This window comes from Borrelia sp. P9F1 (assembly GCF_030436115.1).
GTDB lineage: Bacteria > Spirochaetota > Spirochaetia > Borreliales > Borreliaceae > Borrelia.
In genome coordinates this window covers 1-19,552 of record NZ_CP129414.1, presented here as the reverse complement: position 1 = coordinate 19,552, position 19,552 = coordinate 1, and the positions used below count along the sequence as shown (strand labels likewise).

Genomic DNA, 19,552 nt, shown 5'->3' with positions numbered 1-19,552 from the left:
CAAGGTTATAGCAAAATGTATATATTTAAATTAAATTTCATATTTTCGTCATAGATTTATATTGATTAATAGTGTTAATTAAATCTCTTAGTAAATCTTATCTGTTTATTTGAAAGAGAGTTATCTAGTTTTTGCGGGAGTTTTAAAATCATATTTGGATAAAAAATTATCAGTTTTTAAAATATACTCTTTATTATCATGAGTAACTAAAGTAAATTTTAACATTTCTTGCTTAACTAAGGAGTTAAATAAAGCGTCGTTGAATGCAATTTTGAAAACATTTACTACCCGTACTGGGTATTGTCCTAAATTCTTGTCACCGACATCACCATTACCAATCTGAAAATATGCTACACTTGCTGTCCCAAAATCCGGTTCAACCATATGGTGTTGTTTATATAGCCTAGCATCCAGTTCATTAAAGATTACATTTTTAAAATTCATTAGAAACCCATTATTGATTACAACGAACTCCAAGAAGTAAGATGGATAAGAATCTATTAAATTGCGCTTTCCTTGCTCATCTAAGCCCTTAAAACTCTCAGAGCTTAGATTTACATCTAATTTCTTAAAGAAGATACTCCTGATACTACCAGACTCAAATTCTTGGAAATAAGATCTAATCATAATAACATCGTCACTTGAGCTATCGGAATAATATATCCCTTCCTTAGCACTATCCGTATTTGTAAATATGTTAAGCAATACCATAAGGATTGCAAAACAAGACACGAATAACACAGCAAGTATTATTAATGAAATATGTTTAATAGCACTCATGCGCTCTCCGATGAATAACTTTGCAAAATTAACTCAAAAATCCCTCAACATTCTCACCGTACTGTTCAATAAGGTCAAAGAATTTTCTAGCTCCCTCTACACTTATATTGAAGGGAATATTTAGTGCTACGCCTGTTCTTATCTGAACACATTTAACACAAAATTTAATCCCATCGCCTTTTGCAAATTCTGCTAGCTTTAAATACCCATCCCGAGGATCAAAGTTAACTAAAAAACCCGTCTGCGATATTGAATCGTCAAAACTTAAAATATACCGATCACCTTCAAATTTTAGTTGGTCATTAGAAGCAAGCAAAACTTCCCAATCAATCGCTGTGTTATTAAGAAAAACACCCTCAAGTCCGAGGGGTTCTTTGTCTGTTACAATCTTAAAATCTAGGTAAAATCTTTTATCCGCATCCTTGTAATCATAAACAATAGCAACAGAGCCTGACGGATTTGCCAAGACAATCTTAAACTTAACTGCATCTGTATTACTTTGATTGATAATCTCAATCTCTTCTGAAGAAGCTAAAGAAGACCCCCCAAAGACATTGACTAAAACCAAGGTAAAACTTAAGAAGACAATAGATACTGTAGATAAAATTAGGCCTAACAATGCGATCTTCATTCCTCAACTATAACATACAAGAACCTCCCTGCCGACTAGCAATAGCTAAGCTCTTTATATGCAATAACAAAATTAGCTTATAAACATTAATTTCATTGAAATCTTTTTAATTTGAATTACCCTTGAGTCAATTTGGGACGAGCATGAGCTTGGGGAAGGTATGGATAAGGGCTTAAAAGGAGGAAGATATGAAGAATTTAGGAAATTTATTTCTAACACTCATTGTAGCGTTGTTTGTTGCGTGTGATTTAAGGGCAATTAAATTTTTTTATACAACCATTGGGCAAAAATCAGAATCACCCATGCCAAGCAATTCTGTTGCTATTCTTTCCTTAAAGAAAAACAAGGAAGCCGAACAATCTGACTCATTGGTAGCAAATTCTCCAAAACAAGAGGTAGAAGAAAAATATGAGACTTTAGAAGGCTCTAAAAAGGTTACAGCTCTTGCTTTCATTTCAAGCAATGTAACTTGGATTAAAACTAAAGCCGTAGGCATCAAGGCAGCTGATGGAAAGCCTATCCCAGAACTTGAGAGTAAGATTAGATACTCATACTCAATAAGCCCTGTTAAGTTAAATGGACAATTTACCAAATACACTATGCCACTTGTGCTGTTTGAGGTAACTGATGGCAATGGCAACCTGGAAGTTGAAAGCTTCACCCTAGAAGATGATCCTAGTCTAGATTTTAATAAAAGAAAACATTCAGAGCAGAGCTCTTTCTTCTTTTCTATTCCCTTATCTATTCCTACAAAGGAAATTTCATCTGAAGAGGGGTATTTAAACTCAAATCCATTTGGGGTATTGTGTGGCAACGATAAAACAATCCCTGCTCTTACTAAACTTCAAAATGTAAAAGCTAAAATAAAAGTCAAAGACAGTACAACAGGCAGTATTACAGAATACAATATTTCGCTTAACTCAAGCTATCTGACTCGATTGATAGAGGAAGTAATGAAAAAAAATCCGGGTATAGAAAAGTTAGCGCCTGATTTTAAACTTTACAATCAATAGAAAAGCAAGAGATAACTATTATAAATTATTAAAGTGTTTACAAAATAATAGAAAAGGGGTTGTTACTTAAAGCTCCTCTTTTCTGTTATTTGGATTAGTGAAAAATAAAGAGCAGTGTCGCTTATTCCCTCTTATTGTTAATTTTGCTAAGTTTTTGATTAAATATTAAACTCATTAACTCACTGCACTAGATAAACTATTTAAAAAAATTAAAATATAATTGCTCTTTTTAAATAAACTTGCTATCATGTATGAAAACTAAGTAAATTGTTGTATCTAGAGGGGTGTAGTGAACCCAGGGGATGCGATGAAAGGAGAATGTTTAATGAAAAAAATTATTTTAACAACTTTGTTGGCTTTGCTCGCTTTAGCTTGCAGTCACGATTACAACTCAACTGCTAAAGCAACTACAGATCAGATTAAGACTTACCTTACTACAAAACATGCTGTTGAGGGCAAAGTGTACACTGATGCTGGGATTAATGGTGTGCTTAACGCTTTAACAAACAAGGACGCTTTCTTGAAAGCTATGACTTTAAAGATTGAAGCTAAGGACACTGATGGGGAGAAGAAGTTTAAGGAAGGGATTAAGGAACTTAAATTAGCAGAAACTGGTACGGGTAGCTTTGCTGATGTAATTGAAAAACTCAAGGCGTCTGCAACAGCACCAGCTAAGGCATCATAGGCTTTGCTAGTTTAGTAATACATCTTAAGGCATTTATGCAGTCTTTTAGATTTAGGTACACTGATAGTGTACCTTTTTTTTAAATAAAAATACTTTTTTGTTTTTAAGTACAAACAAGAATCTTGCAAATTTGAGTTTAATGAAGGCATCTACTTTAAAATTAATCAACATCTTAAAAATTTAAGCTAACGACTTTTATATCTCTTAAATTGAGATACAGTTTCAGCATGGGTTTATTATGAAATGTTATCTTTTAAATCGCCGTCCCTTCTGTTGTTTTTGTAGCTTGACAGACGGGGCTGTTGTAGGACGCAGGTACATATTCGTTGATGAGCTTTGATTCTCATGGGTGGGGTCTGGGCTCATCTGAGGGTTTTGTGCATTTGCCGTTTGAACTAACCTAGAGACTGTATTCAGATCTTGTGTTAGCGAATATATTTAAAATATGTTTTTATTTAAAAGATATAAATACTCGACTAAATACTCAACCAGAGGCTCCCAAGGGGCCTCTTTGATGCTGTTTTACCAGTCTTTCTATTCGGATCAATACAAAACTTTATCAACTTTTAATGCTTGTCAACCATTCTATCTTTCTTAGTATCAATAAGTTAGAACATACTGTATCTTTTGCCATTTAAATGCGTAAATAAAAATAAATTTTTAAAATTAAATATTCATTTTTATTTAAAATGTATGAATAATAAAAAAGTTGGACTATCCTTGAGTTAAGAGTACATTTAACGTCTGAGAGTACATTTAAGATGACTCCTTCATTACGAATGCACTCGAAGAATTACAAAAGCTACAGTCTTAACGCTAAACTGTAGCTTTAACTTCTACTAGCGGGCTTTGGATAGGTCAACTTGCAAGATTTCGCACTCGCTTTAGATGTATTTAATTCTGGTAAAGTGCCTAAGCCTATCTTGGTGCTCGAGATTTAGGAGGAGATAAGAAGCACTTAGGGCGTCAAGACAATCATCCCTAGATCTGGAATCACCACTATAGGAGTAAATGTCATTAATAACACTCTTGTCCGTAATTTGCAAAAATTCTATCCTGCCAGCATTAAAAAGTGGAATTAGAGTACATATTCTTGCAAACTTATTACTTGTAGGCCTGATGGCAGCTATCTTAAAGTAATGATCCATTCCATTGCGGATAGAAACCATGATTTTAGTTAAAAATCCATGACCGCAAGTATTGTCTCGGTCTTCAATATAGAGAGTATTAATATTAAAATTCTTAGCCAGTACACCAATTGCATTAAGCACATGGCTTTCCGTTATTGGCTTTCTATCCTGATAAATGTATGTGTAATATTGACAGCCTACTCTTTCAAGTACACAAATGGCAGTATTATCCTTGCCCATGGAAAAAGCAGGATCAACATACATTATTGGACTTTTAAACATGTAATCCTCATTTAAAATGACCTCATTAAAACAAGTATCCGTACTTACAGTCCACTCACCAAGTAGTACACGTGCCTTGTAGGCAGCCAGATTTTTGTAAATCATTTCCTGTGTTTCAACAAAACTGATAGTATTTAAAGGATTATCATAAATACTAAAATTATATGTCCTATATACATCCACTCTATCAACATAATCTGTCTTGAAAAAATGTGCTGGATGGTCGGGATTGGTGTCAAAAATAATAATAGCCGGCTCGGCTCTGAGTCGCTTCATTACCTCTAGTAAGGTCTCTTTATGCAATAAAGTTGCCTCATTAACATACACTAAACCAGAATTTCCACCCCTAATCTTTGAAAAAGCATCACTGTTCTTCCCTCCATAAACATTAAGTGTTATACCCGCAATACTACATGAAACTGTTCTGGATGTTTTAAGAATGTATTCTACATTTAAAAGCCCACATATTTTCTCTATTTGTTTAAGTGTATTGGTAAGCAGTGAGTTTATTGAACTTCCTACAATAAAATTATTAGTATCCCTCTTATAACGAGTTTTGTTTTGAATTAAAAACTTAATAAGCAAATATGATGCTAGAAATGTCTTCCCACTAGATATCCCACCATTGAAAATTAATTTAGAAAAAAAGTTTTGATTTATGTCATTCAAAACTGCCTTCTGCTTATTAGTCAAGTATTGTTCTTCAAATAAACTAAAATCAACTTCATCATCCTTGTTTCTTAAAAATTTAGAAATATCAATATTGAATTTTTGTTTAAATTTTTTCTGTAGTTTAACAAAAACTAATAAATTATTTAACTTCAAGTCTCCCTCAGCTTTAAATCTCTGGATTTAAAAACTTTCTTAAGCTTGACTAGGCAATCATAATCTTCCTTCATGTCATCTAAAATAAGACTTTTAGCAATTCGATTTCTTTTATAAATTTTAGTTTTTAGTTCTAACTTAAGTTTTCTACATAAATCTGATTCATTTACGTTACATATACCCTTCTGTTCTCTTCCATTTATCTCTATTTCTCTTTCTAAATTTAAAATTTGATCATTAAGGCTTACAAGCTTTTTAAAAGTAGAACCCAATTTAATTTCTTTGTACTTAAAATAAGAATTGATATACGAATTTGCAATTTTATAAAAAAATTTATAAAAACTATCTCTTTCTTCTTCAAGTTTATACGCCTCACAAACGGCATTTTTGGTAAGACTGTCTAGATCATTCTCATTCTCTAAATTATCATTGTTAAGTTCAGACTTATTCAAAGAAAGAGTGCTGCACCTCTCAACATTGTCATTTAACTCAGACACAAGCGGCTCATCACCCACAAACCTTAACCTGGCCTCCAAGACAGAAGACTCACTAACTTCTAAAACTTTTGCAATATCAGGTACGGTTAAATTTGACCTGAACAAAATATTATACTTCTCTTCTCCATTTTTAAATATCATTTTGTTAAATTATAAACAAATTAGTGCAAAAATACAAGATCTAAAATCTACAAAAACATGATCACAACTCAAAATTCATTAAAATCATATCTTAATTACCTACAACTAAACTTGCTCTGTAAGGCTTTGTTCCCAATTATATTGGAATAGAAGAAAACAAAATACACAATCATTAAATTTAAGACATTAAAATGAAAAACTAGTGTTTACAAAAAATACAGATACCAATCATAAATTTCTCTACTTGATCTTCGTAAATGCAAAACACAGCTACTCATTTTTTTGTTGCATACGTTTTAAATAAGCGTCAAAATTATCCAAAGCTCTCCTCTTCTCACTCCTGCTCACAGAACTACATTTAAGCTTTTCCTTGACTCTAGATAACTGATTTTTAACGTAAACTAGCACTCTGTAAGACAAATATATTAATAACAAAATCAAACATAAAGATATTAGGCTTCTTATGTACAATGTAACAACCCCCACCCCGCTAGCTATTAATCTACCTTAAAATCTAGTAGTTATAACTTTAAGATATTATTAGAATAATGTCAAATTAAAACGTTTATATTGTTAAAATGATTATTATTGTCCCTGTCTCTCATTCTGTAGCGTAAATTGATGCTTAAATTGCACTACTCAATTTTTGTGCTGAAATAAAATACAAAATTGACCAATATTTGATAATCTAAAACTTAAAATAAAAGGTAATACATAAAGATATTTAAATACTTTTAAAGAAACGTCAATGCTTAAACATCAATCCAAAAGAACTAAGTTAGGAGAGCCTCCGGCTCTCCTAAAGAGAATTTATGAAAAAAATATTGCTACTCGCTTAAAACTAAAGGGTTTATTAGAAACTCAGCCACCAAAGCCCCTAATAAACCCCTTAAGGTAATAGGTCCTTATATTAAGAGTGACACATTGCATGTCAATCCGTACTTACTACAATATACAACACCTTTTAATATTTTGCAACAAATTTTCAGTTTTTTTAAAAAAAGTTAAAAAGAAATATAAACAACTCATAACAACTATATACTACCTAAACTAATATACTGATTTTATTCCTACTGATGAATTTTTGGAAAGATTTCTTTTTAATGGGTTTTACAAAGGCTCCGGTTGCAAAACCTATTAAAAAGAGTTCCAATCTCCTCTTTTTTTTACCTCATTTCTCTCTATTTTCTTTTCTTCTTTAAAATCGCATACTCATTTTCAATTTTTGTTAAAAGCTCTTTATCTTCTGAAAAGATTTTCTCAAGAAGAAAGCTTGTAAACTTAGTCTTCTGCTTATAATATGCATATGCTTTGGGGCATTTAAGTTGAAATCTTAAAGGCCTTAAGGGATTTTGCTTGGATTTCTTTATTTTCTGTCCTTCCTTATCCCTTAATAAAAACATAGTTCCATTAATCCCATTATTCACAACATACTTCTCCTCAACAATACCCTCCTCAATAGCAGTTGCTATTTTTAAATATTTATAGGTTTGAGTCCTTGCAAGCCTATAATCTTTAGCAAAATCATCAAAATGAACATAATTGTCAAGCTTGTAATACTCATTATCTTTAATCTCCTTTAGTACCTTCATTGCTTCTAGTTTACAAAAAATTTCCTTCTGAAAATTAATTTTTAGCTTCTCTTTCAGTTTATTATAATGAATAAGTACCTGTTCTTCTCTTGTAAATTCCCTAGTTAAATTCCTCTTATTAACCTCTATATCCATTATAGACCTCCTTTTCTATCCACGTACACTAAGTGTACGTGCTACATCTCGATCTCGTCTTAACTTGCCTTTATTTTTTTCATTAAAGTTAGAAGTGTTTCTTGGTACTCCTTTATGTAATCTTTACCTAAATCAAAAATATCATTTTTGGCTATCTTCCTATTTAAATCTTCCCTCTCAGATATTGTACCTAAAAAATTTTCATTCTCCTTTAAAAGGTTTAACAACTCTTTGTGTGTATTATTCTTTTTAAACTTGGTATTAATCAGGTAAATCGGAGCTTTGATAAGTAACTTCTCTATGAAGAAATTAAATAAATCTAGGCTCTCCACGGCCCATTTTTCCGCTGTGATTGGCACTATTATATAATCACTGCATACTAAAGCATTGGTTAAAGTAAAATCTAGGCTAGGGTTTGTATCAAGAATAACATAGTCATAATTAAAGCCTAATAACTTCAATTGTTCCTTAAGTCTAAATTCCTTATAAGGAATTGCCTCTGAGTTAAATTTATGCAATGTTAAATAACTAGGTATTAAATCCAAATTTGAATTGACATTTACAATAGCATTATCAATATGCAAATTTGATATTAAAACTTCATATATATTCTTATTAAACAAATCTATTTCCCTTTCTTTTATTACCTTAAAATAATAACTTGTCGTTGATGCTTGAGTGTCTATGTCTATAATTAAAACTTTATGTTCCTGCGCTAGAAGGGTTGCAAATATCAAACTAGTAGTACTCTTACCAACACCCCCTTTAATTGATGCTACCGTGATTACTTTTGTCTTCTTTGTATCCATTTTGGAATAATACCTCCTTCGGGTAATGCCTTACTGTAAAATGCATAAAGTTCCCTTTCTAGTCCCAAAATTATGCTTAGTAAAGTTTGATAATAAGAACTCTCAATTTTGTCTGCCTTTAGTAAATAATGTAGACCACTTAAATAACAAAAAACTCCGCCTTTTTTGAATCTAAACTCTATGTACTCACACTTTCTTAAAGTGTAAGTCTCCTTTTTATTAAAATTTTTTACTAAAAATGCTTTGTCTAATTTTTTGATGCCGTAATAAATACCTAGGAAAGCATCTCCTTCTCTTATGGAAAAGAGATGAAACATGCTTATGTGTTCTATGTTAAAAATTCCTCTTAAAGATATGAAAAACTTGGTTGGTTCGTTCTTGCTTATTCCAAATGCATAAAAATCGTTAAATATCTTGGTGTGATATATCTTACGCCCATTATTTTCTTCTATTTTTGAAAAAACATTCCTCTTCCCCTTCTCCTTGTTTAATTTGTTTAATTTTAGCTCCTTTTTCTTCTGCTTTAATAATTCCAATAAAGCTGTCATACTTTCTTTTCCTCAGTAGTTAATAGCTTTTATTACCTCCCTATTGTATCATTTCTAGCAATTCGTAATAATACGAATTATCCATCATTTTGCTATACTTTAATTCAACTTTAGAGTTAATAAGCCTTTTTAGGGCAGGTATTAATACATCAATACCCACCTTATGTTTTAGCTGTTCTAATAGTATACTAAAAATATTATTTTTGATATCATCTGGACTTTCTTGTTGTGCGCAAATTGGGGTTTTACTTTTAATCCTGCTTATTATTTTTTCTAAATCTTTATATTTGTCTTTTTCTAGTATGAAATGGGGTTTGTCTTTATACGTCTCGTATATCTTCTCAATTTCTTCTCTTATATGTCCTTTGTTGTAACTCTTTTCACTAAGTAATTCGGTTTCTATATTTTTCAGTGTTTCTCTCAGGTTTTCTCTTTTTTCTTTTTGTGTTAACACATTATGCTTTTTCCTACTAAAGAAACCTCTTCTCTTTAAAAATTCTGTTATACATCTTGCGGTATTTCCATTTTCTTTGATTGCTTTCTTTAAATCGCCTAGTGATTCTCTGTTCAGTAGACATATGCTCCTTTCATTTCTCTTGATTTCTTTCATATATTCTATCTTTAGAGTTTTGTTTATTCTTAAATTTAATATGAATAAAGGAAGCTCTGTTTTAAATTTGCATTTGTTTATGTATTTCTTCAATGCATCTTCCTCTTTATTATTATTTATATTATTAATACACTCCCATTTTGGACTCCCATTTTCTTTTTCGTAAATCTCAACTCTTTCCTTAAATTTTTTAACTTTTTCTCTTTCAAGGTTTTTAAAGTAGGAGTTTATCTTAAAATAGCATTCCTTCTTAGAATATTGAAGAGTATAGTAAACCTCGCTTCCACATTTCTTTCCCAGGTGTTTACAGTAATTAGTAGTGACTTTAAATTTTTTCTGAAGCTTGTATAGATAATTTTGCAACGTTTTCATTTTAATTGTCTTTTGGTTATTTCTTTTAAGATTTCCATTGAAAAAATACAGAATATTATTCTGTGTATATTTATCGAACCTCAAATTCATGAAACTAAGCGTTGATACCAGCACCACCAAATTGGATTGATATCTATTAGTTTTATCCTTTTTCATTTCCTTTACTCCTAATATAAGTATTTCTGGCTACAAGATAATTAATAGTACAATTTATTGGAAAAGTAAATACTTGTTCTATCAAATATAAAATAAAAATATTAAACCTCCTATTAATCATTTTTATGAGCCTAGATACTTTATTTAAATTTAAAATTTTTGCAAAATACTTTACAAACTTGTGTTTTTGCTATATAATAGACCTGTAAATAGCTTGTATTAAGAGAATCAAATAGTACTGATAATTTTTATTTAAAATAATTAATAAGGACTAGCCTGATTGAGGCAAGTCTTAGCAAACTTTTGACAAGTATCAATATAGTTTAGTTTAAGTAGTTTTTTAGAAAAAGGAAGCCCCACTGGGGCCTTTTTCTAAAAAAGGAAAGAAAGTAACGATTTTTAAATTCACTTTTTTAATTTACTATACTTTTTGTAAATAGTATTTACAATTGGTTTTATAATACTTATGTAATGTTTTAAGTGTTGTATGTTTTCTTTTACCGCTTTTATTGTATGGGTTTTTTGTAAAAGATTTGTATCGAAGAAAGTAAATGAGGGGTAGTCTTTATCTTTAAATTTTTCTTTAGTTTTAACTAAAAATGTTTGCAAATACATGACATAACTTGATAGATGAGCTTCATATATGCTTAAGCTCTGGAGTGTATTATTTACGGGGGCATCGGGTTCTTGTGGCAGGGAGGCTATTGAAGAGCAACTAGATATTAAAATAAGGGTAAATATCAAGAGAAAGGAGAAGCTTTTTTTATTCATTATTCTTGTCCTGTTTTGCTAACTCTTCTTTAAGTAATTTTGTTGTAATTTCCATAACTTTATTTCGTTCATGTCTTAATGTTTCAATTAAATTTCCCTCAACATTACAATCAATTGCCTCAATAAGATGATTAATTTTATTATTCACTGACTCAAGATCATGTAATATGCGCTTGCTTTCTTGTAGTTCCATTTTTTGAAGTGAGTCTAGGTAAAGCGTGTTTATGTAGCTGTAAAGATTAACAACCTCACTAATACCCTTTTCTACAAGAGCTCCCTTACTGGTGCCGCTGTAGCCAAATAAGTCTATTAGGTTTTGAACCGAATTTATTCCTAAATTAATATTTTCATTATTTATCATAAACTATCCTTAAATTTTAATTTTTGTGATTCTTGTCAATTAAATGCCTTACTATTTTAATCGTCTCTCTTATAGCAGGCTTTAAGAGGATTGCTAAAGGGATTATTGTAAATACCGCAAGCCCCCCAATGATTATAAGTTTTGTCTCGTCAATGCTTGTTAAGAACTCAAGCAGTCTATTCATATTTCCTCCATTTTAAATATATTTTTTAACTTATAAACACATTTTAACATAAATTTAATAAAGATTGAATATAGCAAAACTACATTTTCATGAGGTAAGGAACATCTTGGTTTGAATCATCATTGTATATTGCAGATTTTACAAGGTACCAACCTTCAAGAAGAGTGAGGGTTATGTTATTCCCCAAGCCACTGTAGAAAAATATAGTTGAAGACTGTGATTCATTATTATTTTCTATGAACTTGGTATATACTTTTTTTGTCATAATTTCTTTTACATTTGGACTACTTGAAAGATTAAGGATCACGTGTAAGTAAATAGCCTTGTCTGTAAGGCTTCTGGGAAAACTTAATTCTACTTTTTCGTTTTTAATTTCGATTTTTAATGTTTTGGTATTAAATTCATGGTAGGCATAAAAAGAATCAGATGATGCATTTATGCCCCAATACTTGAAGTTACTAGGCATCCCTTTAAGGTAGTCGGGAAACTCCAGTTTATATGTCAAATTTTTATTTTTGTTAAACACAATTAGTTGTAAATCTTCTTTATTGTCTGTGTTTTGAATAAGATTAAATAGGTGGTTTATTTCTTGAGATAAAAGATTTTTATGTAAAAAAGTTTTCGTAAAGGAACTTTTTGTGTCATCAAAATCAGTTTTGTGAACAAAGTTATTATTTGTATTTTGTCTTAATTGCTCTACTTCTTTATTTTCTGAAAAAATTTCTTTTAAGTTATTGATAAAGCTATTAAATTCAATTAGTTCAAAATCTTTCCTTTTTGGATTATATATTGATATTTTGCCTAATTTGGCGTCATATCCAGAATGATTTAACTTTTCAATTAATGTTTCTTTAATTTTGTTAAATAAAAAATCGAAGCCGATGCTATTTGGTTCTGTTTGAAGTCCCATTAGCTTTGTGATTATTTTTAGATACATCTGTTCAGTGTAGGAATTGTCTTGAAGTAATTCTTTAGATATTATTTCTCTTATTACCTTTTTAAAGTAATCAAGTTCTTCATAAAATGTGTCTTCTTTGATTTGTTCAAGTAAGTTTTTGTATGTAATTGCGTAAGTTTCTTCAACGATATCGTCAATGGGAATAAGATCATTCTCATTGACTTTGATTTTTCTGTTAAAATCTTTTATTTGCACGCTGTCTTCTATGCTTGAATTTTTTTGGCTCATGTTTTCTCCTTCTTTAAATAAGATAAATTTTAATTATTTGATTTCCTTGTTATGGGTGTCAAAAATTCTAATAGTTCGTCCAGCTGGAATTAGGCTTTTAATGAAACCATAAATCGAATCTGTAAAGTCTTTTGGGATATAGTTAGATTCAAGTTCTTTTGTTAAACCTTTGTGTCTGACGCTGATTTTCTTTATCCTACCATTAATTTTACCAGTTATTTTAAACTTAATTGGTGATTTAATATTTTCAAGTAATTTGATAATAATCGTTCCTGGTGTGTTAGGGACAACATTAACTTCAACTCTTGCATGTAAAAACGCTTTAAAGAGCACATGAAGACTTTCATCTGTTCCTATTGATTTGATTGCAAATATTAATGCATTAAGGGAATTGATGAGATCTTTTGTGAGTCCTTTTTGTAGATGGCATGCATTAAACAATGCTAGCATTATGCGTGTAATATATCTTGAATTAATACTCTCTTTAACATTAATTGTTCTGAAATTTTCCAGTAGTTTTTTAAGTTCACCTAAAATCTGTTTTTTGAAATTAAGTTCACTTTGTATTATTTGCTCAATTTGTGTATTTTGTAAAAATAGTGGGATACCCTTCATAATTTATTCTCTTTCTATAACCATTCTTGAGTTTTCATTGAAATAAATGATTTCGTTATCTTTAATTTCTAAATCTTTGTTGAATTGAAATTCAGAATCTTTAATTTCTGTTATCTTAGTATCTAAATTTTCTTTTATGTTAATACCTATGCGTATGCATTTAATCCCCGACATTAGGCTTACAGGACTTAAGAAATCTTGATATCGGAACGAAATCCCCATATCTTTATATTTTTTTTCAATTATATTTTTGTAAATTTCCCTTATCTGCTCACTTATTTCTTTATATATTGTCTCTTGTGCTTCAGTTCTGTAAAAAACTTTCAGATATGCATATTTAACCACGCCTAAGCTAAACTTATATATTTTTTTTTGTCCATCTTTGTTAAGAAATTGAACTTCCTTTTCTCCTTTAAATAAGGTGCCACTTGGCGCAGTATAGTAAATTGCTTCCCAAATGTTTTTTTGTGTTTCTGTATCAATGAGCTTGTCCTTAAAGTATTCGGGCTTAAGTATTATATGTACTTCAATACTACCGGCACTGCTTATTAAATTAGCGTGTTTAACTCCTTGAATCATTAAAAGTGCTTTTTTAATTGCCTCGTAAGTTGAACTTTTGGGTACACTTAGTGATTCTTGTAAACTTTTAAAGTATGTACCTCCTTCTTTAAGAGACAAAAATAATTCATTTAGTGCTTGTATTATCTCTAAGTCTATGGAAGAGCTTGGATAATTTATTATGTCAAAAAGTGAATTATTTTTTATTGAAAGGTTATATTCTTTCTTAAGAATTTCCTTTTTAGCACTTTGTATTTCATCTATTGATTTTGTAAGAATTCCAATTTCTTTGTCAAAAAATATGCTCATAGGTTATATTCCATACGTAGGGTATCTCCAGCCAAGAAAAATTGTAGTATTATTTTTTTGTCTATTTGTTTTGCTTTAATATTTAACAGATCAATCTCTAGGTCCTTTAAAGCATTCACAAAAAAGTTTGTAATATCTTGTGTTCTCTTTACTTTTAGTAACTTCAGGAAAAAACTATAGTCAAATCCATAATTTTTGTTGTAAATACTGCCCACAGGCGTCTTTAGGTATAAAAACAGTCTCTGTTTTTGTTCTTCTTGACCATTTACTATTTTAAAATCATTATCAAAAATTATATTAAATTCATTATCTATTTTAATGTCCATTTTTAACTACTATAAGTTCAATCATAACATATTTAGCAAAAATTTAATATAAAATACATTATTTTTGATCGTTCGGTATGTTTTCTCGTGCTTAATAAACATGAAAGTTATTCCACAAGACTACCTATTTGCCGGATTTTGTCTTCAGAGATTCATTTTAAATGAACGAAATTTTAATTAAAAACAAGAAATAAAGCACTTTAAGTAAAGTTTAGTGTATTTACTTTGAGCTAAAATGATTGAAGAGACCATTCTTTTTGATTAGTAATTCCTTTCCTTATTCATCCTCGTATTCTTCGTCTTCTATCTCTTCTTCTAATACTTGTTTCACATGTTTCTTTTCTCCGTTCTCCTTATCTACACTTCTCTCGTTCTTATGAACATACTTATCCATCATGTCTAATGCAAAGCGCAAAACAGACACAGGCCCTAGACTACAAGATGCCATTGAAAGACAAACCACCACATAAAATGTTATTTTAAACATCTTAAAACCCCTTTAACCCTATTATTTACTTTTCTTTGTGTAATAAGATCTTAGCATTTTTTATTATCTTTTATCAATTAAAAATAATAAAAAGACTTAAATAGTAATAAGTCTCTTATTAAAAGAGAAGAGTTTCATTTTCTAAATGAAGCTCTTCTCTTTTAATATCTTATTTATGTTTTCTTTTTAAGTTTTGATCATTTTAAAAAATTTTTTCAATCTTTCAATAATGGTTATGTCTTTCAGCAGGGTATAAATAGATGGGTCAAGTCTTAGTTTATGCTTAACCGTATAGGCATTTTGTTCTGTTTGTATTAGTATTAGTTTAGAACCCCCTACATCTTCGTTAGAAAATTTTGAAAAATCGAGCTTTGTGTAAACATTATCATTCCCAATTATGACGTCGATCGTATGGCTTGCAGTAGAACTAATCAACAAGGAAGAAGGATTGAGTGCTTTTTCTAAGTTATGAATGAAGCGACGGTTAAGGGGTAATATTATGTTTTCATTAACATTATCACTACCCTTAGAGAATAACATTATCTTTAAAATGTTGCTTTCGTTATTAAGTAAGGTATCGAGTCTTGAAGAGTTTACTAGACCACCCAAATCTTTGATTTGCATGTTTTCTAGTCCTTGTTTGTCCGCAAGTATTCTTATGTGAGTGAATTTTGCATCTTTCATGATAGAATATTCGTTTTTGTATATATTAGAGGCAGTTGATGTACTCGGCAAAAAGACGAGACTAGTTTTTATGTGACTTATTGTTGGCTTTATATCAATGATTGCGTGTTCTTTAAAGTAATATGTTTTTGTTTGTCCATTGGTATATTCTGTTTTTATTGTCTCAACTTTTCTTGGGATAGGATTTTTAGGAGTTGTTAGCTGTCCTTTTGCTCCGTTATCTTCCTGTTTTTCACCAGTAACAATAGCTATATTTGTTTCCTCATCTCCATCTTCTTCATCTTCTCCCTCGTCGTATTCTTCTTCTTCATTTTCTTCTTCTTCCTGTTTCCTTGTTTCAATATCATCTTGTTTAGTGCTTATATTTTCGAGCTTCTTTTTCTTTTTTTTCTTGATTTTAGTTTTGACAGATATCGTTTCTTTTTTTCTATTATTGCTGCTATTTTTTTTGTTATCATGTCTACATGCAAGTAGACAAAATATAAACAGTATTAGTAGAAATATCTTACCCAAGGGAGCCTCCTTATAATACAATAAGTATGTTGTTATACTAACATAATATCATACTAATAATATAATCAGTATGATATTATACTGTTACTTTGGGTTTTAGAGAGTTTAATTTACTTTGTGTCTTTCAGGTTCTTGCAGATGGATTACTTTAAAATGAGATAAACTCGTCTTTGGGTTTGGCTTCTTGTTTAATGTAGAGGAACAGGAATGTGATGAATGGATTGTTTTAGGATAAAAAAGGGAAGTTCCCTAAAAGAACCCCCCAAGGTGAGAAGAAGATAAAATGAGAATTATTTAACATCTTCTTTTAAATCATTCTTACGTTTAGTTTGGCTTTTCGTTATAAGTTAAGCTAAACGTAGTTAAATTACTGCATTAAGCAGTAAGGTTTGCCCTATTATTTACGGCAATAAAGACTCCAAAGAAATTTGAACAAAGCATGAAGACACGAGATAGAGTCAATATTAGCTTTCTGTAGACATTATAACCTTTAACTTTTATATTAATGTAACATTACATTTACATATTATATATGGTTAAATAATTATCTTCAATAATGAATGAATAAAAATTTAATATTATTTTTATTTTGTATTTGGCTACAGAGCCCCATGCGTTATCTAATGAATTCTTTTAATTGTCTGGTGTCTATTAGGGTTTTTAGCAATTCGTTAATATTTTTACTTATGGATAAATAGTAAAAATACTTTGACTCAGGCGAGTGAATGAGTTTGATTTTAGTTAATTTTTTTTCAAACTCAAGAAAATTGAGAAATGTCCATTTGTAGTCAATAGCTACATAAAATGAACTTTCAAATAATAAACTCCCGGATTTAAGATCTTCTCTGATGGCGTTGTATATGCTTAATAGGCCATGATAGTTAAGATGTGGAACTAAATTAATTGTTCTTTTATTTCTATCTTCAAAATTTAAGCTGTATTTTATGTTGTTTCTATCATAGAAAAGATTGAACTCTGTGTGTTTTTTAAGCTTGACTAAATTTTGCATTCCTTTACGGTTCATGCTTCTCTTGTGTGCAAGAATGCTTATGGATTTTAGGCGTGCTTTAGTAAGTGAAATTTGATTTTGATTTCCTAAGAGGCTAGTTTCTACCTTAAGTTCCATATTTGTATTTAAATCTAGGTCATATGTTCTTATGTAATATTGAGATTGCATGAATGGGTTAAAGTTATCTCTAAGATTTCCCATGTCAATAAGATTGCCTTGAACGAAAGCACGGTCAATAAGTTTGCTTTCAGGTTTAGTGTTTTCATTAGGCTTCTTTTTAAAATTAGCTATTGGAGTATTAGTGTCAGAAGAATCATTATCTTTGCTTGCTTCCACTTGCTTAGTAGGAGCATCACGTGCGTTTTCTTTTACATCAATAGGTTCTAGCATTTTCCTTATCCTAAATCTAAGAGCGATTTCCTTACACTAAAGTATGTTACTTTGCCCAATATTTTAATTTTTATTTTTATTTGAAATTAGTACGGAATTTATACCTCCAGCCAAATATTTCTGTCCCCGACGGAAGTGAACAGAAAAGCCATCTACAAGCGCCTTAATTTACAACTTTATTTACTCATGTTACATAATTGTACTATTTTAAATTGGTTTTATCAATAAAGAATAGTTTTAAACTTAAAACTATTCTTTATTGATAAAACCTTTTGTTGTTTTTTATTTTTAAAATATTACACAGTTGGAGTTTAAATTTTAAGTCTATCTTAGATAAAGTTATTTATGAAGTACGATTTGGTGTGTATTCTTTAAGAATGGTTGTCGGAGTTGTTTTTTTAGATGATAAAATCCCTTAACTTGAGTTTATATTGATTGTAGAGGATAGCAATGTTGCTTGTGCTTGACTTTAATTTGATTGAGCTAGGCTTGAAAAGCTTGTAATCTAGTGCATGTCTAAAAAATTTGGCAGTTTTTGTATTACCCGACTGTGGGGCTACTGTTTATAGCTCATCTTAAGCAATTTAGGTGTTTGGATGTGCTTCGCAAATAATCTCTGTTATGGATTTTCTTTATTTTTTACATCTTTTAAGTCATCAACATCCCCCAACAGCCACCACTAATAAGACGACCAGTGGTGGCCTTCCCCTAATAAAGAAGGGTGATGTGATTTAAAATTTTAATTTCTCTCAGAAATTTTTTAGTTGTTTATCAATGTCAGTATTAAACCCGAATTTACTTTGTTTTTTTATTGCTTTGTTTTTTGACGGAATCTTTATCTCCTCTCATCATTTCTTCTTTAGTTTGATCTTCCTTTCCCTTATTTTCACTTTCTGGTAAAGACTTACATGAAAACAGTGCAACTAAAAACAAAAATATTATTTTTTTCATTCCTTCCTCCTATATATCTAATATCATTATAATATAATATTTGTTATTTGTTATCAAAATTTAGATTTTAAAGTTTAATTTAATTAAATAATTTATGATTGATATAAGGATTTTGGGGGGTGCTTGTTTTATATAGCAAGAGAAACCACAAGTTTTCTTACTTTGATTGATGTTTTGTATTATTTACTTGTATAGTTGTCATATTTGTTCGATTTATTGAAAAAAATTATTTTATAGGCTCGGTAATCTGGTTTCATATCTTATTTACTATTTATTTTAAATTTAATACTATTTTTAATCCTTTTTGTTTTATTTTACTATTGTCCAATTAATATTTATGATGCTAAGTTAATAAAAATAGTTAGTACTATTAGATATTATAACTAAATTATGTCATGTAAATTTATGAGATTGATTTTTTATATCTGTTTGTTTTAGTAAGGACACTACAAGATATAAAAAAGCTTAATGTATAAATTAAGTGTTTTTACGCTTTGATTAAATATTAGAGAGTGAAATTGAAACCAATATCAAGGAAGAAAAATTCATTAAGAGAGGATGTTAATTTAAAGAAAATGGAGTGACTGTCTGTAAGCGATATATTGAATTTAACGGCCATATACGGAAAAATTGGGTATAGAAAAGCAGATGTAGTATATCCTGTTATCGTTGCAGACCTAATTGCAATTGATATTTTGGGTCCCATTAAAATGCTAAAGATTAGAGAGTTGATATACGTTTGGTATTTTAATATGTAAAGAGTAAGAGAAGTTGTAAAATATATGCTTAGTAGAAAATTTGTATGTAGGGGATGAAGAATGAAGTTTATGGGGGTGAAATTTAATTCAAACCATTCATTATAAGTTATAGTTATTCCAAGGAAGGCAGCATATTTATATTGTTCATTATAGAAGTTTAGATTTATGTAATTATGTTGAATTATTCCTATTTGCAAAAATCTAAACTGAGAATTTGTGCCAGCCAATGCCCAGTGTGAATGGT

23 protein-coding genes are annotated in these 19,552 nt (G+C 29.9%); 2 read left to right on the top strand and 21 right to left on the bottom strand.

Going from position 1 to position 19,552, the window contains the following annotated elements; genetic code table 11:
* Positions 1–120: 120 nt before the first annotated feature.
* Both QYZ68_RS05595 and QYZ68_RS05590 read right to left on the bottom strand, forming a co-directional pair.
* Positions 121–780, bottom strand: a complete 660-nt coding sequence (locus QYZ68_RS05595) for a hypothetical protein (protein WP_301384678.1) — start codon at positions 778–780, stop codon at positions 121–123.
* A 28-nt stretch (positions 781–808) separates the two neighbouring features.
* The gene (locus tag QYZ68_RS05590; RefSeq protein WP_301384677.1) at positions 809–1,411 is read right to left on the bottom strand and encodes a hypothetical protein; all 603 of its coding nucleotides are present in this window, start codon (positions 1,409–1,411) and stop codon (positions 809–811) included.
* 188 nt (positions 1,412–1,599) lie between these two features.
* Between QYZ68_RS05590 and QYZ68_RS05585 the strand changes: the two genes are divergently transcribed.
* Both QYZ68_RS05585 and QYZ68_RS05580 read left to right on the top strand, forming a co-directional pair.
* Positions 1,600–2,424, top strand: a complete 825-nt coding sequence (locus QYZ68_RS05585; RefSeq protein ID WP_301384676.1) for a BB0158 famile outer surface lipoprotein — start codon at positions 1,600–1,602, stop codon at positions 2,422–2,424.
* Positions 2,425–2,749: 325 nt separating this feature from the next.
* On the top strand, positions 2,750–3,109 hold the full coding sequence (locus QYZ68_RS05580; RefSeq protein WP_301384675.1) for a hypothetical protein: 360 nt from the start codon (positions 2,750–2,752) through the stop codon (positions 3,107–3,109).
* Between the two features lie 884 nt (positions 3,110–3,993).
* Here QYZ68_RS05580 and QYZ68_RS05575 read toward each other — a convergent pair.
* The 19 genes from QYZ68_RS05575 to QYZ68_RS05485 all read right to left on the bottom strand — a co-directional run.
* Positions 3,994–5,346 (bottom strand): PBSX family phage terminase large subunit, encoded by a 1,353-nt coding sequence (locus QYZ68_RS05575; protein WP_301384674.1) that lies wholly within the window; start codon positions 5,344–5,346, stop codon positions 3,994–3,996.
* Positions 5,343–5,984: a hypothetical protein gene (locus QYZ68_RS05570; RefSeq protein ID WP_301384673.1), complete on the bottom strand. Its 642-nt coding sequence runs from the start codon at positions 5,982–5,984 to the stop codon at positions 5,343–5,345. The genes QYZ68_RS05575 and QYZ68_RS05570 overlap by 4 nt, the downstream gene beginning before the upstream one ends.
* A 270-nt stretch (positions 5,985–6,254) precedes the next feature.
* A complete protein-coding gene (locus QYZ68_RS05565) occupies positions 6,255–6,455 on the bottom strand; it encodes a hypothetical protein (RefSeq protein WP_301384672.1) in 201 nt (66 codons plus the stop codon).
* A 710-nt stretch (positions 6,456–7,165) separates the two neighbouring features.
* A complete protein-coding gene (locus QYZ68_RS05560; protein WP_301384671.1) occupies positions 7,166–7,711 on the bottom strand; it encodes a chromosome replication/partitioning protein in 546 nt (181 codons plus the stop codon).
* A 59-nt stretch (positions 7,712–7,770) separates the two neighbouring features.
* Positions 7,771–8,520: a ParA family protein gene (locus QYZ68_RS05555; RefSeq protein WP_301384670.1), complete on the bottom strand. Its 750-nt coding sequence runs from the start codon at positions 8,518–8,520 to the stop codon at positions 7,771–7,773.
* On the bottom strand, positions 8,496–9,068 hold the full coding sequence (locus QYZ68_RS05550; protein WP_301384669.1) for a DUF226 domain-containing protein: 573 nt from the start codon (positions 9,066–9,068) through the stop codon (positions 8,496–8,498). The genes QYZ68_RS05555 and QYZ68_RS05550 overlap by 25 nt, the downstream gene beginning before the upstream one ends.
* A 40-nt stretch (positions 9,069–9,108) precedes the next feature.
* The gene (locus QYZ68_RS05545; protein WP_301384668.1) at positions 9,109–10,206 is read right to left on the bottom strand and encodes a plasmid maintenance protein; all 1,098 of its coding nucleotides are present in this window, start codon (positions 10,204–10,206) and stop codon (positions 9,109–9,111) included.
* Positions 10,207–10,611: 405 nt separating this feature from the next.
* Positions 10,612–10,977, bottom strand: a complete 366-nt coding sequence (locus QYZ68_RS05540; protein ID WP_301384667.1) for a BBA14 family lipoprotein — start codon at positions 10,975–10,977, stop codon at positions 10,612–10,614.
* Positions 10,970–11,338 (bottom strand): BlyB family putative holin accessory protein, encoded by a 369-nt coding sequence (locus QYZ68_RS05535; RefSeq protein WP_301384666.1) that lies wholly within the window; start codon positions 11,336–11,338, stop codon positions 10,970–10,972. The genes QYZ68_RS05540 and QYZ68_RS05535 overlap by 8 nt, the downstream gene beginning before the upstream one ends.
* A gap of 16 nt (positions 11,339–11,354) precedes the next feature.
* Positions 11,355–11,522 (bottom strand): BlyA family holin, encoded by a 168-nt coding sequence (locus QYZ68_RS05530; protein WP_301384665.1) that lies wholly within the window; start codon positions 11,520–11,522, stop codon positions 11,355–11,357.
* Between the two features lie 79 nt (positions 11,523–11,601).
* Complete coding sequence (locus QYZ68_RS05525) at positions 11,602–12,708, bottom strand: DUF685 domain-containing protein (RefSeq protein ID WP_301384664.1); 1,107 nt, start codon at positions 12,706–12,708, stop codon at positions 11,602–11,604.
* Between the two features lie 33 nt (positions 12,709–12,741).
* The gene (locus tag QYZ68_RS05520) at positions 12,742–13,323 is read right to left on the bottom strand and encodes a DUF735 family protein (protein WP_301384663.1); all 582 of its coding nucleotides are present in this window, start codon (positions 13,321–13,323) and stop codon (positions 12,742–12,744) included.
* Between the two features lie 3 nt (positions 13,324–13,326).
* Entirely contained in the window at positions 13,327–14,190 is an 864-nt protein-coding gene (locus QYZ68_RS05515) for a DUF276 domain-containing protein (RefSeq protein ID WP_301384662.1), read from the bottom strand.
* Positions 14,187–14,516: a contractile injection system sheath initiator gene (locus QYZ68_RS05510; protein ID WP_301384661.1), complete on the bottom strand. Its 330-nt coding sequence runs from the start codon at positions 14,514–14,516 to the stop codon at positions 14,187–14,189. The genes QYZ68_RS05515 and QYZ68_RS05510 overlap by 4 nt, the downstream gene beginning before the upstream one ends.
* A 277-nt stretch (positions 14,517–14,793) precedes the next feature.
* Entirely contained in the window at positions 14,794–15,003 is a 210-nt protein-coding gene (locus QYZ68_RS05505; RefSeq protein ID WP_301384660.1) for a hypothetical protein, read from the bottom strand.
* A 186-nt stretch (positions 15,004–15,189) separates the two neighbouring features.
* Complete coding sequence (locus QYZ68_RS05500) at positions 15,190–16,200, bottom strand: hypothetical protein (protein ID WP_301384659.1); 1,011 nt, start codon at positions 16,198–16,200, stop codon at positions 15,190–15,192.
* 616 nt (positions 16,201–16,816) lie between these two features.
* On the bottom strand, positions 16,817–17,599 hold the full coding sequence (locus QYZ68_RS05495; protein WP_301384658.1) for a hypothetical protein: 783 nt from the start codon (positions 17,597–17,599) through the stop codon (positions 16,817–16,819).
* 795 nt (positions 17,600–18,394) lie between these two features.
* Positions 18,395–18,550 carry a hypothetical protein gene (locus tag QYZ68_RS05490; protein ID WP_301384657.1) on the bottom strand — a complete coding sequence of 52 codons (156 nt, stop codon included), beginning with the start codon at positions 18,548–18,550 and terminating at the stop codon, positions 18,395–18,397.
* 505 nt (positions 18,551–19,055) lie between these two features.
* Positions 19,056–19,552, bottom strand: a 497-nt coding sequence (locus tag QYZ68_RS05485) for a hypothetical protein (RefSeq protein WP_301384656.1), incomplete at its 5' end; no start/stop codon positions are given.